Below are 12,955 nucleotides of genomic sequence, written 5' to 3'. Positions count from 1 at the left end.
GAATCAGTGTCTTGATCGCAAATTGTGTTCAAATGTAACAACGAATTTTATGGTCGTGCTAGACTGCGTAAACACCGTGTACTTGGCTTACATCGAAAGGCCAACAGATGAAACTGAGAATACCGAAGCGCCAACCCGGCACCCCCGGTGCTGAAGCCGCCCTCGTTCATGTATGCGAGATGCTGGACCGCTGTATTCCCATCTTGCGTACCGTATTTCTCATTGCAGGGGTGCTCGCCGCGGCCCTGAAGGTCGGGCGAACCGCCGACTTCCTCTTTGCCACGGGTCTGCTCTTCCAGTTTGCGATGTGGTTCAACGACTGGTGGATCCGGACACGGGCTCGCTGACACTGGTCAGGACATAAAAAAACCGCGGTCTCGATGCGAAACCGCGGTTCTTGTAATTTGGCAGCACCAAATTCTCAGCGCACTTCAATGCCAACGTCGAGGGCCTGCTCCGCCCTGTCACCGCGCCGCACCGTCCAGCGTCCACGCACGAGACGGCCATATACCGCGACATACAACACGACCTGGGCAACCACGATCGCCACGGCCGCCGGGGTCGACTGGCCGAACCAGACGCTGACTGCCACACAAGCCGCCACCGCCGGCGCCATAAAGCACGGCACCATCGCGTTGCGCTTCCAGGGACGAGCGGCGTCACGGCGCACATATTTGAAAACGAGACGGCGGAACACGAGCCCGTGCAGGTGCAATGCATCCGGCGCGCCCGGGCTGACCTTGCGGACGAACTTGCGGCGATAGATGCTGAACAGCACTTCGATGATCGGATAACCGCAGATAGCGAGAATTTGCCAGGCGCTCAGTTCCGGATGACGCACCAGCAGCAGGACCGCCATTTCCGACACCCAGAAACCGAGGAAATACGCCCCGCCATCGCCGAGGAACATTTTCCCGGATGGATAGTTCAACATCAGGAAGCCCAGCGTGGCGCCCGCGCACAGCGCACCGAGTACGGCGACGAAGCTGTCGCCGACCTGCAGTCCGACGGCGGCCAGGCCGATCGCCATGATGATGATCGTACTGCCCGACAGGCCGTTGAAGCCGTCGATGATGTTGATGGCGTTGGAACCGCCTGCCACGAACACTGCAGTGGCAACGATCGCCAGCGGCGCGATCGTCAGCAGCGCATCCAGGCCCCAGATGTCCAGTTCGCCGACAGTGGCCCCCAGTGCGAGGCTAGCCACCAATGCGCTCAGCGCGGTGGCGACAAGACGCACGCGGACCGACACGCGCTTGGTGAAGTCCTCGATCAGGCCTGCCAGGAAGGCCGGCAGGCTGGCGCCGAGCAGCAGATAAATGCGCGATGCGCGGCCGGCGCTCACCGGGCCTGGAAAGATCTGCTGGAAGAGCACGAGGCCGAGCAGGATGCCGCCTATCACGGCCAGGCCGCCGATACGCGGCACGGCAGTGGTATGAACCTTTTGCACGCCGCCCAGGTCGTGGTCGTGCGTCAGGCGTCCATGCCACTTTTGAGAACGGACGATGAGTTGGCTGATGACGAAACTCGCCACCCATGCGGTCAACCCAAGCAATACAAACTGGTATTCCGGCATCTTTTACTTCCTGTACATTCGCAGACTGTCTTTGCAGCGCGTTGGGCAAATGACGATTGAGGGGTACATGACCGATTCGGCTGGGAGAACCGGTCTACTCAGACTGATTTCTTGAGCGTGCTAAGCGTTAGAGCGCAAGGATGTTAGCATAAATCAACTCTACCAATCGACTTTCAGCACGATTGAAGATGTGATTGTTGCGCTGCGGCCTCGAAAGATTCCCAACAAATTTCTTTATCCCAATCAATTGGCGCCAACGAGGCTCGTGACACGAATTGTCTTGGATTCGGGAATTTCCGAGTGTGACAAGACCTTGAGCTGCGGCAACGCCCGACGCAGGAACCGCGACAACAGCGTGCGCAGCGGCCCCGGCACGAGGAGAACCGGGGTCAGTCCCATCGCTTCTTGTTGCTGCGCAGCATTGGCAGCCTGCTGGACGATCGTGTCGGCCAGGCCAGGCTCGATGCCCGTGCCGTCGCCGCCGGCGTTCAGGGCCTGCACGAGCAGGCGTTCGAGGCGGTTGTCCAGGGTCATCACGGACAGTTCGTTCGTGCCCGGGAACAATTGCTGCACGATGGCGCGGCCCAGCGACACACGCACCAGCGCGGTCAAGTCGTTCGGATCGTTCGTGCTGCCCGCATGCTCGGACAGCGTCTCGATGATCGTGCGCATGTCGCGGATGTGCACGCCTTCCTGCAACAGGTTCTGCAGCACTTTCTGCAACGTCGACAGCGACACGACCTTCGGCACCAGGTCTTCGACCAGTTTCGGCGCATCCTTGGCCAGGTGGTCGAGCAGCGCCTGCACTTCCATGCGGCCCAGCAGTTCCGACGCGTGCGTCGTGATCAGGTGGTTCAGGTGCGTCGCGACGACCGTGCCGGCGTCGACGACGGTATAGCCCATGCTCTGCGCGTCGTCCTTCAGCGCGGCGTCGATCCAGATGGCCGGCAGGCCGAATGCGGGGTCCGTCGTCACGAGGCCCGGCAGGGTACCGCTCGCCATGCCCGGGTTGATCGCCAGGTACTGGCCGTTCATCGCCTCGCCGCTGCCCACTTCGACGCCCTTCAGCGTGATGCGGTAGGCCGACGGTTTCAGCTCCAGGTTGTCGCGGATGTGCACCGGCGGCGCCAGGAAGCCGACTTCCTGCGCGAACTTCTTGCGGATGCCCTTGATGCGCTTCAGCAGTTCGCCGTTCTGCGTCTTGTCGACGAGCGGGATCAGGCGGTAGCCCACTTCCAGGCCGAGCGTGTCGACCGGCATGACGTCCTGCCAGGTCGCCTCTTCCTGCTCCGCGGGCGTGGTGGCCGCCGCGGCGGCGCCACCGCCGGGCGACCCTGCCGGGCCCGCACCGCCGCCCGCGCGCTGCAATTCTTCCGGCGGCATGTTCTTGCGGCGCTTTTCCAGCAGATAGGCGCCACCGAACAGCGTGCTGCCCAGCAGCAGGAACACGAGGTTCGGCATGCCCGGGATCAGGCCCATGCCGCCGATGATGCCGCCCGTGATGTACAGCACTTCCGGTTTCGCGAACAGCTGGCCGACGACTTGCGAACCCACGTCCTTGTCGCTGGCCACGCGCGACACGACCATACCGGCCGCGATCGAGATGATCAGCGACGGGATCTGCGCGACGAGGCCGTCACCGATCGCCAGCAGCGTGTAGTTCTTGACGGCGTCGCCAAAGGCCATGTCGTGCTGGACCATGCCGACGATCAGGCCGCCGACGACGTTGATCACGGTGACCAGGATGCCGGCCACGGCGTCGCCGCGCACGTATTTCGACGCACCGTCCATGGCGCCGTAGAACTCGGCTTCCATCGACACTTCGGAGCGGCGGCGCTTGGCGTCCTCTTCGCCGATCAGGCCGGCATTCAGGTCGGCGTCGATCGCCATCTGCTTGCCGGGCATCGCGTCAAGGGCAAAGCGTGCACCCACCTCGGCGATACGGCCCGCACCCTTGGTCACGACCGTGAAGTTGATGATGGTGAGAATGATGAAGACGACGAGACCGACCGTGTAGTTGCCGCCGATCAGGAAGTGGCCGAATGCCTCGATCACCTTGCCGGCCGCGGCGCCGCCCGTGTGGCCCTCGGTCAGCACGACGCGCGTGGACGCCACGTTCAGCGACAGGCGCAGCATGGTCGTCACGAGCAGCACGGCCGGGAATGCCATGAAATCGAGCGGCTTGACCGTATACAACGCGGTCAGCAGCACGATCACGGACATCGCGATGTTGAAGCTGAAGAACAGGTCGAGCGCGAATGCCGGCAACGGCAGGATCATCATTGCCAGCAGCAGGATGATCAGGATCGGCGCCGCCAGCGCGTTGCCGCGGGCACCGATCTTTTGCAGCCAGGCTGGCACTCTGAAACCGTTCATGCGTACTCCATCATTCAGGGATACGCCATTATTGCTGATGCCCCACGGAAACTATGCGGGAAGGAGACGGGGAATAACGTCGCAATTCGTGGGTGGGAGGCCCTCCACCCACGCGTGACGCACGCGATGTGCTGGCGTAATCAGTGCGGCGTACCGGGTCCGGCATCGGTACCCGGCTTCTGCGACGCGGGGTTGAACGGGTCCATTTCCGGCGGAACCGGCAGTTTCTTCGGACGGTCCGGATACTGGTCGAGCGTGCCCTTGCTGTAGGCGCGCAGCTGGAAGACATAGGCCAGCACTTCGGCCACGGCCGAGTACAGGGCTTCCGGGATCTCGTCGTCGATTTCCGTGTGCTTGTACAGCGCACGCGCCAGGGCCGGCGCCTCCAGCAGCGCGACCTTGTTTTCCTTCGCGATCTCGCGGATCTTCGCCGCGACCTCGTCGGTACCCTTGGCCACGACGCGCGGCGCGCCCCGCTGCCCGTCCGCGTACTTGAGCGCGACGGCGAAGTGGGTCGGGTTGGTCACGACCACGTCGGCGGTCGGGACGTTGGACATCATGCGCTTCTGCGCCATCTCGCGCTGCATCTGGCGGATCTTGCCCTTGATCTGCGGGTTGCCGTCCGATTCCTTCGATTCCTGGATGACTTCCTGGCGGGTCATCTTGAGCTTGTCGGCGTAATGCCACATCTGGTACGGACCGTCGAGGATGGCGATGGCGCCCAGCGCGCCGACCATGGTCAGGAATGCCTTGGCGAGGATGCTGCCCAGGTGCGGCGCGGCCGTACCGAACGGTTCGACGACGAGGCCGATCACGGCATCCTTCTGGCTCATCACGACGAACCACGCGACCGCGCCGACGAGCAGCGTCTTGGCGACGGCCTTCAGCAGCTCGACGAGCGCATTGGTCGACACCATATTGCCCAAGCCGCGCATCGGATTGAGCTTGCCGAAATTGGGCGTGAACGCCTTGGCGCTGAAATTCCAGCCGCCGATCAGCAGGGGCGCCGCCAGCATCATGAGCATGACGGCGCCCGCCAGCGGCAGGCAGGCCAGCAGCACGCGGACCACGTCGGCGAGAACGCGTTCGACCAGCACATTCGGGTTGTAGATCTGCTCGCGGTCGAGCGACAGCCCGCGCTCCAGCACGGACGACAGCGTGTTGACGAGCCCGCCGCCCAGCATCCACATGCCGGCGCCGGCCGTCATCAAAACGGTAAAAGTGGCAACTTCGCGCGAGCGGGGAATGTCGCCGTCTTCGCGCGCCTGCCTCAGTCGTTTCTCTGATGCTGGTTCGGTCCGTTCCGCGTCGCTGTCTTCCGCCATCCTGCACTCCGTTACCTTGGTTCAGGCTGGCATTATTCCAGATGTTGCCGCAGACCTAGAGAAAAAGAAGGACGGCAAACAGCCTGCATATCGTGTTTACGATGTGCATTTTTCTACGGGCATACCAATGTGAACACACAACACACTCGGTAAAAGTGATAGGAATGTGTTCCACTATCTGTCAAAATTGCAAATTGCTTATGTCGAAAAAAGATGACATTTTCGGCTGAGCTAGCCTTAAAACCGGCATTTGATGAATCAAAGCAATGTTGGCTTGCTATATAATGAGTCAAGCAACATTGCCATGCGCAGGTGCCCCGTTAATCGAACAAAGGATACGAAATGAAGAAATTTCTCGTCACGACCGCCATTCTGAGCCTGCTGTCGGCCCAGGTCCTGGCTCAAGAAGCCGCTACCGCCAACGCGGGTAACACTGCCGCTGCCGGCCAGACTGGCACCGCCTCGGGCTCCGCCGCAGGCACCGGCACCGCTGCCGGTACCGCGGGCACCGCCGCAACGGGTACGGGCTTCATGGGCACGACCGCGATCGCTGGTCTGTCGGTTGGCACCGTGGCCGCGATCGGCGCCGCTGTCGCCGCCGTGGCCGTCGCTTCGTCGGACAACGGTTCGACCACGAACCACTCGACCACGACGCACCACTGATCGCAAACGGGACGCCTGCGCGTTCCGTTGCAAACAGTCGAAAAGAAAACGGCCGCATCCGCGGCCGTTTTTTTTCCGAACATATTCCATTCACCTACACGTTATCCGCTAGCGGACCATTCGAAGCATCCAATAGCAGGCGAGAACGACATGTTATCCAAAGACTTAGAGGATCTGCTGCGTGCGGAGCACGCATCCAGCGACCTCGTCCACAATGCGGAAATCGACGACTATATCCGGAAACTCGGTGAGCGGGCGGAAATCCTGGCGCACTACGAAAACGGCTGTAACGGATTCGTTGCGTATTACTGTAACGATTACGAATCGAAGAAAGCGTTCATCACGATGGTCGTCGTCCGTCCGGCGATGCGCGGCAAAGGTATTGCGAGGGCCCTGCTGCAATCCGTGCTTGGTATCATGCGCCAACGCGGCTTTACGGCATGCTCGCTGGAAGTAGGAAAGCACAACACAGCGGCATACAGACTCTACGTCGACCTCGGCTTCCGGCCATCCCTCGAAAAGGACTCGTCGGCTATTCTTTCCATGGACCTGACGATTTGACGGCGCGGGCCCATTTCACACTCGCCCCGATCGCTTACTCAAACACGTCTACCTCGGCCAGCAACTTCGCAGCTTGGTCCTTGGCCGCCAGTTGCGGCGCAAAATCGATCGGCCAATCGATGCCGATGGACGGATCGTTCCATGCCAGGCTGCGTTCATGCTCGGGATACCAGTAATCCGTCGTCTTATACAGGAACTCGGCAGAGTGGCTCAATACCACGAAGCCATGGGCAAAACCTGGCGGTACCCATAGCTGCCGGTGATTTTCGGCGCTCAACACAGTACCCGTCCATTTTCCGAATGTCGGGGAGGCGCGGCGCAGATCGACCACGGCATCGAACACGCTGCCCTGTACAACCCGCACCAGCTTGCCCTGCGGATGCTGGATCTGATAATGCAGTCCGCGCAGAACACCCTTGGCCGACTTGCTATGGTTATCCTGCACGAACTGGGCGTCGACACCAGTAGCCTGCGCGAAATCGCGCGCATTGAAGCTTTCGAAAAAAAAGCCGCGCGCATCGCCGAACACTTTCGGCTGTAGCACCAGCACATCGGGAATAGCGGTCGGGGTAACGGTAAAGGGCATGGGCTCGATTATTTCAACAGGTTCAAGAGGTAATTGCCGTAGCCATTCTTGGCCAGTGGCGCCGCAAGCTGCTGCAGGGCGGCAGCGTCGATCCAGCCCTGGCGATAGGCGATCTCTTCCGGGCACGCCACCTGCAGGCCCTGCCGTTTCTGCAAGGTCGCGATGAAGCTGGCCGCCTCCAGCAGGCTGTCGTGCGTGCCGGTGTCGAGCCAGGCGAAGCCGCGTCCCATGATCTCGACATTCAGCTTGTCGCGTTCCAAGTACCAACGGTTCACGTCCGTGATCTCCAGTTCGCCGCGCGCGGACGGCTTGATGTCGGCAGCGACATTGCACACGTCGTTGTCGTAGAAGTAGAGGCCGGTCACGGCATACGACGACTTTGGCTGCTTCGGCTTTTCCTCGATGCTCAGGGCGCGCTGCTGCGCGTCGAACTCGACGACGCCGTAGCGCTCGGGATCCTGCACGTGATAGGCGAACACGGTGGCGCTGTCGATGCGTTCGTTGGCGCTGTACAACTGCCGGACCAGGTCATGGCCGTAGAAGATGTTGTCGCCGAGGACGAGCGCGCTCGGATCATTGCCCACGAAATCCTTGCCGATGATGAAGGCCTGGGCCAGGCCGTCCGGCGACGGCTGGACGGCGTACTGGATGTTCATGCCCCAGCGGCTGCCGTCGCCGAGAAGTTCGGCAAAACGGGGGGTGTCCTGCGGCGTGCTGATCACGAGCACGTCGCGGATGCCGCTCAGCATCAGCGTGCTGAGCGGGTAGTAGATCATCGGCTTGTCGTAGACGGGCATCAGCTGCTTGCTGACGGCCTGGGTCACCGGATACAGCCGCGTGCCGGAACCGCCGGCCAGGATGATGCCTTTACGCTGGATTTGGGACATGGCTGCCTCTCACAGGATTTGCCGGAGCACGTGGCGCACGCCTTCCTGCCACGGCGGCAGGCGCAGGTCGAACGTCGTGCGGAAGCGGGTCGTATCGAGCCGCGAATTGAGGGGACGTCTGGCCGGCGTCGGATACTGCTCGGTGGCCAGCCGCGCGACGGCATCCACACTTGCCTTGAGATGTTTACCGGCCGCCAGCGCCTCGCCGATCACGAATTGCGCATAGCCGTGCCAGCTCGTCTCGCCACCCGCCGCGACGTGATACGTGCCGTAGGGGAAGCCGGTGTCGCGCGCGCGCGCATGCTCGCGCACGAGGTGGGCGCTGAGGTCGGCCAGCAGTGCGGCCGGCGTCGGGGCGCCGAACTGGTCGGCGACGACGGTGAGCTTCTCGCGCTCGCCCGCCAGGCGCAGCATCGTCTTGGCAAAATTGCCGCCGTGCGCGCCCACGACCCAGCTCGTGCGCAGGATCAGGTGGCGCGGATTGGCGGCCGCCAGGCCCTGCTCGCCTTCCAGCTTCGTGCGGCCGTAGACGCTCTGCGGCGCCGGCACGTCGTTTTCCGTGTAGGCGCCCTGCTTCGTGCCGTCGAACACGTAGTCCGTCGAATAATGCAGCACGAGCGCGCCCAGCTTCGCGCCTTCCTCGCCCAGGATGGCCGGGGCGACGGCGTTGACGGCACGGGCCGTCGCTTCGTCGGACTCGGCCTTGTCGACGGCCGTGTACGCCGCCGGATTGACGATCACGTCCGGCGCGACGCGGCGCACCAGCGCGCGCAGCGCGTCGGCGTCGGCCAGGTTGCAATCCTGCGTGCCGACGGCGATGACTTCGCCGAGCGGCGCCAGCGCGCGCTGCAGTTCGAAGCCGAGCTGGCCGTTCTTGCCGGTCAGGAGAATCTTCATGCAGCACCGTATTGTTGGCCGACCCAGGCACGGTAGCTGCCGCTCGTCACGTGCTGCACCCATTCCTGGTTGTCGAGGTACCACTGCACCGTCTTGCGGATGCCCGTCTCGAACGTCTCGGCCGGCTTCCAGCCCAGCTCGCGCTCGAGTCTGGTGGCATCGATCGCGTAGCGGCGGTCATGGCCGGGGCGGTCCGTGACGAACGTGATCTGGGTCGCGTACGACTGGCCGTCCGCGCGCGGGCTCAGTTCGTCGAGGATCGCGCACAGCGTCTTCACGACGTCGAGGTTGGCCTTCTCGTTCCAGCCGCCGACGTTGTAGACCTCGCCCAGCTGGCCCCCGTCGAGCACGCGGCGGATGGCCGAGCAGTGGTCCTTCACGTATAGCCAGTCGCGGATCTGCTGGCCGTCGCCGTAGATCGGCAGCGGCTTGCCGGCCAGTGCATTGTGGATGCACAGCGGGATCAACTTTTCCGGGAAGTGGTAAGGACCATAGTTGTTAGAGCAATTGGTGGTCAGCACCGGCAAGCCATACGTGTGGTGATACGCGCGCACGAGGTGGTCGCTGGCCGCCTTGCTGGCGGAATACGGGCTGTTCGGTTCGTAGCGGTTCGTCTCGCGGAACGCGGGGTCGTCCTTGCCGAGCGAGCCGTAGACTTCGTCGGTCGACACGTGCAGGAAGCGGAACGCGGCCTTGCGGTCGTCCGGCAGCGCGCCCCAGTATTCGCGCACGGCTTCGAGCAGGTGGAACGTGCCGACGATGTTCGTCTGGATGAATTCGCCCGGGCCGTGGATGCTGCGGTCCACGTGGCTCTCGGCCGCGAAGTTCACGACGGCGCGCGGCTGGTGTTCCTGCAGCAGGCGCCGCACGAGGTCCACGTCGCCGATGTCGCCCTGCACGAAGATGTGCCTGGGGTTGTCGCGCAGGCTCGCCAGGTTCTCGAGGTTGCCGGCATACGTCAGCTTGTCGAGGTTGATGACCGGCTCGTCGGTCAAGGCGCACCAGTCCAGCACAAAATTACTGCCGATGAAGCCGGCGCCGCCTGTCGTCAAAATCATATAGTTACTCCCCGGTTGACAGATCCGCACGGGCCGGTCGAGCGCCAGGTTGGCCGGCCCGGATATCCGGTGCCACCGCGCGATCAAAGATTACATTTTATCAATAAGTCCCGAACCACGTCACGCTAACGGAATTCGTGCCCGGCGTCACGGCGAAGCTCGAACGCACATTGTCGCGCTGCGCCTGCCACAGCCAGCCGCCCACGGCCATGCCGAGCACGCTGCCGGCCACGACGTCGGATACCCAGTGCTGGCGTCCGGCCGTGCGGCCCAGCGAGCCGGCGGCGGCCAGGCCGTACAGCCACGGGGCATCGTATTCCTGGGCGAACGGCGTCACCGCCGCGAACGCCACGCTGGCGTGATTGGACGGGAACGATGCGTTCGACCGGTCCGCGGCCTTGCCCCACTGTCCCTTCTCGTCGATCGGCCGGGCACGTCCGGCGATATGCTTCGCCCCGATCGACAGGGCCGCGGCCCCGACGACCGATTCGAGCGAGATGATACCAATGTTCTGCATGCGCGCATCGCCAAACGCGACGGCCCCGGCCGCGGCGCCTGCCAGGACGACCGGCGTCGCCTTGCCGATATTGTTCCAGGCCCGCGCCACGCTGGAGCCCTGGTGCTTCTTCATGAACCGATCGACCGGCTTGTCGAGCAGTGCGCTGGCCAGGATCGCGCCGCCGCCGATGATGGCGCCGTTGCCCCATTGCGGCAGGGTCGGCGTCGACTTGACGGACTGTTCCACGCGCATGCGGAACAGCGGCCACGGATTCGGCAGTGCGTCGACCGGCGGATTCACGGCCGGCAGGTTCTGCTCGTCGCGCCGCTCGGCGAAGTTGCCGAGGCCGTCGAACGTGTTCATGTCGCGGCGCGGCTGCTCGACGAGGTCATACAGGTCGCCCGGGCTCGCCACCATCTGGCCGACGTCGCGCGTCCATGGCGACAGGGCCACGCCCGCGGTGGCCTGCGTGTCGGATGGCAGCATGATATTCAGCGGCACCGACAGGAAGATACCCTTGTCGTTGTAGGGGTTCGACGGCGTGCCCGGATTCGTGATGTCTTTGCCGCTCGTCTTCGTGTACCAGGCGCCGATCTCTACGCCCGACGGGAAGCGCCGCTTGAATTCCAGACGCACGCCATTGTCCTTGGCGAGGAAGCGACCGGCGCGCGCCGTCGCGGTGACGTCGTACGGCAGCTTGTAATGCAGGGCCGCGAACCCGGAGACAGTTTTATAGTCGCGCTTGTCGAACCAGCCCTTAACGCCGCGCTGCTGCAAAGCATCGACGGTGACGTCGGCGGCCCAGCGGTTGTCCTTCGGCAGGTACAGGATCTGGCCGCCAACGCCGCGGTACATTTCTTCGTACAGACCGCCGGACAGGCGCGCATAGACACGCTCGGCTGGCATCATGTACTGGTTGAGCATGAGACGGTTCAGTTTGAAACGGTGGCCTCGCTTGTAGTCGGCGATATCCGTGCGCACGTGCGGCAGCAGGCTGTTGGACGGCTGCGTCACTCCCGAGACGTTCTCGAGCGCGGTCAGCTTCAGGTCGCTGTTCAGGTACAGTCCTTGCGCCAGGCGTCGGTCGTAATTGGCCGCAGCCCACAATTCGTAGCGCAGGGCGCCGCTCGGGTCGTTGAAGAAGAACGAGAGCTTGGGAATGACCTTGAAGCGGTTCGACTCGCGATCTTCCGAAGCGATTTGCACCGTGTTGCCATCGCGGCCGACCTGCATTTGCAGCTCCGCGCCCTCGTCCTTCACCGCGGCCAGCAGGCCGCTGTGGTCCTCGCCCACCTTGTCGTCCGGACGCGCGTAACGCACAACCACGGTCTGCAGGAAGCTGTCCCGGTTGACAAGCCCGGTGAGGTAGTCTGTCAGGCGCTGAAGGTCGATGAACTCATAAGTCGCGACGGGCTGCTCCTGCCGCGTGTACGTGACCTGGATGGCACGCGTGCCCTGCGGCGCGAACGCGAGTGCCGTGCGCGCGGCGCGTCCGACGGCGCGGCCCATGTTCGCAATTCGACTGCTGGTCAGCGACAGCTTGAGCGTCCGGTCCTCGAACATCACACGGACGTTCTTGAAATCCTGTTTGACGAGCGCCTGCACCAACTCGGCGCCGTGGCTGGCTTCCTGCTGCCATTGGTCGGCGCTGACGCGCGGTGGCGCCTTCTTCGGATCGAACGGCGCCGGTTCAAACAGCTTGGGAATGTATTCGCGCTCGGAAAAAGGAATGCTCAGGTACGCGTTGGCGCTGAAGTGATCGCGGTGGCGTGCCACCTGGGCGCCGAGCCAGCCCCAGCGGTATTCGACGCCGACCGAAGGCCCCTTGCGACGCTGGTCGGCGGCCGTATCTGCCGCATGAAAATCCTTGGTGTAATCGTTGGCATCGTATTCGCCGACAACCGCGAATCCTGGCATGGAGGTCGGCGCCCAGCGGGCTCCGGCGAACACGCCGCTTGGGCGCCGCTTGCCGACGCCCACGCTGACCTCGATGTTACGGGCAGCGCCGAACGCTTTCGACGCGACGACGTAATGGCCCTTGAACAGCTCCGTCCCCTGCATATCGGTCGCACCGACGGCCACGGCCGGCAGCCATGTCGACTCGTTCCACAGACGCAACTTGGCATCGATTACCTTGTCCTTGTACCGGCCATAAGCGCTGCCGTAACCGTTTGGCTGGTTCGCGAAACCCTCGACGCCGGTGATCGACACATAACGACCGGTGATCTGCAGGAACGGTAGGACGGTGGCGGTTACCCAGAAGCTGCCATAGGGGCGGTCGTAGCCATAGCCCGTGCTCAAGGTGCCGTCCGCCTCGACGGCAGCGTTGGGCATATTGATATAGCCTGACTGGCCCTGAATGGTTGGGGTGGCGCCGAACGCATTGGCAGCACCGAGTACAAACCAACTACACCAAGAGTATTTGAAGGAGTTTTTTTTCAGAGCGGCAAACACATCAGTCCATTCGTGGGGCCAAATTCTTCGGTAAGGTTTGAAGTGGCAAAAACAGGTTTGGCAAATCCTGATA

General features: G+C 63.0%; 11 protein-coding genes. 3 read left to right on the top strand and 8 right to left on the bottom strand.

Annotated elements, in window-relative coordinates; all coding sequences use genetic code 11:
• The first annotated feature begins 107 nt into the window (after positions 1–107).
• Positions 108–347: a hypothetical protein gene (locus QPK29_RS17515; protein WP_371770185.1), complete on the top strand. Its 240-nt coding sequence runs from the start codon at positions 108–110 to the stop codon at positions 345–347.
• Positions 348–421: 74 nt separating this feature from the next.
• Here the strand turns inward: QPK29_RS17515 and QPK29_RS17510 are convergent, their stop codons facing one another.
• From QPK29_RS17510 to flhB, 3 genes are all read right to left on the bottom strand, one after another.
• A complete protein-coding gene (locus QPK29_RS17510) occupies positions 422–1,576 on the bottom strand; it encodes an MraY family glycosyltransferase (protein WP_371770186.1) in 1,155 nt (384 codons plus the stop codon).
• 243 nt (positions 1,577–1,819) lie between these two features.
• Positions 1,820–3,952 (bottom strand): flagellar biosynthesis protein FlhA, encoded by a 2,133-nt coding sequence (gene flhA, locus QPK29_RS17505; RefSeq protein WP_056328481.1) that lies wholly within the window; start codon positions 3,950–3,952, stop codon positions 1,820–1,822.
• Between the two features lie 140 nt (positions 3,953–4,092).
• Positions 4,093–5,277 carry a flagellar biosynthesis protein FlhB gene (gene flhB / locus QPK29_RS17500; RefSeq protein ID WP_371770187.1) on the bottom strand — a complete coding sequence of 395 codons (1,185 nt, stop codon included), beginning with the start codon at positions 5,275–5,277 and terminating at the stop codon, positions 4,093–4,095.
• Between the two features lie 342 nt (positions 5,278–5,619).
• Between flhB and QPK29_RS17495 the strand changes: the two genes are divergently transcribed.
• Together QPK29_RS17495 and QPK29_RS17490 are read left to right on the top strand one after the other, a co-directional pair.
• The gene (locus tag QPK29_RS17495; protein ID WP_056328475.1) at positions 5,620–5,940 is read left to right on the top strand and encodes a hypothetical protein; all 321 of its coding nucleotides are present in this window, start codon (positions 5,620–5,622) and stop codon (positions 5,938–5,940) included.
• Positions 5,941–6,090: 150 nt separating this feature from the next.
• Positions 6,091–6,501, top strand: coding sequence for a GNAT family N-acetyltransferase (locus QPK29_RS17490; protein ID WP_400189789.1), 411 nt, complete (start codon positions 6,091–6,093; stop codon positions 6,499–6,501).
• 34 nt (positions 6,502–6,535) lie between these two features.
• Here QPK29_RS17490 and rfbC read toward each other — a convergent pair whose 3' ends face one another.
• The 5 genes from rfbC to QPK29_RS17465 form a co-directional block, all read right to left on the bottom strand.
• Positions 6,536–7,087, bottom strand: a complete 552-nt coding sequence (gene rfbC, locus QPK29_RS17485; protein ID WP_371770189.1) for a dTDP-4-dehydrorhamnose 3,5-epimerase — start codon at positions 7,085–7,087, stop codon at positions 6,536–6,538.
• A gap of 8 nt (positions 7,088–7,095) precedes the next feature.
• Positions 7,096–7,965, bottom strand: coding sequence for a glucose-1-phosphate thymidylyltransferase RfbA (gene rfbA, locus QPK29_RS17480; protein ID WP_371770228.1), 870 nt, complete (start codon positions 7,963–7,965; stop codon positions 7,096–7,098).
• An 18-nt stretch (positions 7,966–7,983) separates the two neighbouring features.
• Entirely contained in the window at positions 7,984–8,871 is an 888-nt protein-coding gene (gene rfbD / locus QPK29_RS17475; protein ID WP_371770190.1) for a dTDP-4-dehydrorhamnose reductase, read from the bottom strand.
• Positions 8,868–9,929, bottom strand: coding sequence for a dTDP-glucose 4,6-dehydratase (gene rfbB / locus QPK29_RS17470; RefSeq protein ID WP_056328465.1), 1,062 nt, complete (start codon positions 9,927–9,929; stop codon positions 8,868–8,870). Before rfbB ends, rfbD begins: the two co-directional genes overlap by 4 nt.
• A 100-nt stretch (positions 9,930–10,029) precedes the next feature.
• Entirely contained in the window at positions 10,030–12,882 is a 2,853-nt protein-coding gene (locus QPK29_RS17465; RefSeq protein ID WP_371770191.1) for a YjbH domain-containing protein, read from the bottom strand.
• Positions 12,883–12,955 lie beyond the last annotated feature (73 nt).

Origin of the sequence: Massilia orientalis, from assembly GCF_030411975.2 — a bacterium.
Classification (GTDB): Bacteria; Pseudomonadota; Gammaproteobacteria; order Burkholderiales; family Burkholderiaceae_D; genus Telluria; species Telluria orientalis.
Note: the sequence above shows the minus strand (reverse complement) of the source record. Positions and strands in the feature narration are given on the sequence as shown.

What these genes read in the sequence shown, in the direction of transcription:
- QPK29_RS17515 (WP_371770185.1), top strand. Translation starts at nt 108, where the DNA reads ATGAAACTGAGAATACCGAAGCGCCAACCCGGCACCCCCGGTGCTGAA.
- QPK29_RS17510 (WP_371770186.1), bottom strand. Translation starts at nt 1,576, where the DNA reads ATGCCGGAATACCAGTTTGTATTGCTTGGGTTGACCGCATGGGTGGCG.
- flhA (WP_056328481.1), bottom strand. Translation starts at nt 3,952, where the DNA reads ATGAACGGTTTCAGAGTGCCAGCCTGGCTGCAAAAGATCGGTGCCCGC.
- flhB (WP_371770187.1), bottom strand. Translation starts at nt 5,277, where the DNA reads ATGGCGGAAGACAGCGACGCGGAACGGACCGAACCAGCATCAGAGAAA.
- QPK29_RS17495 (WP_056328475.1), top strand. Translation starts at nt 5,620, where the DNA reads ATGAAGAAATTTCTCGTCACGACCGCCATTCTGAGCCTGCTGTCGGCC.
- QPK29_RS17490 (WP_400189789.1), top strand. Translation starts at nt 6,091, where the DNA reads ATGTTATCCAAAGACTTAGAGGATCTGCTGCGTGCGGAGCACGCATCC.
- rfbC (WP_371770189.1), bottom strand. Translation starts at nt 7,087, where the DNA reads ATGCCCTTTACCGTTACCCCGACCGCTATTCCCGATGTGCTGGTGCTA.
- rfbD (WP_371770190.1), bottom strand. Translation starts at nt 8,871, where the DNA reads ATGAAGATTCTCCTGACCGGCAAGAACGGCCAGCTCGGCTTCGAACTG.
- rfbB (WP_056328465.1), bottom strand. Translation starts at nt 9,929, where the DNA reads ATGATTTTGACGACAGGCGGCGCCGGCTTCATCGGCAGTAATTTTGTG.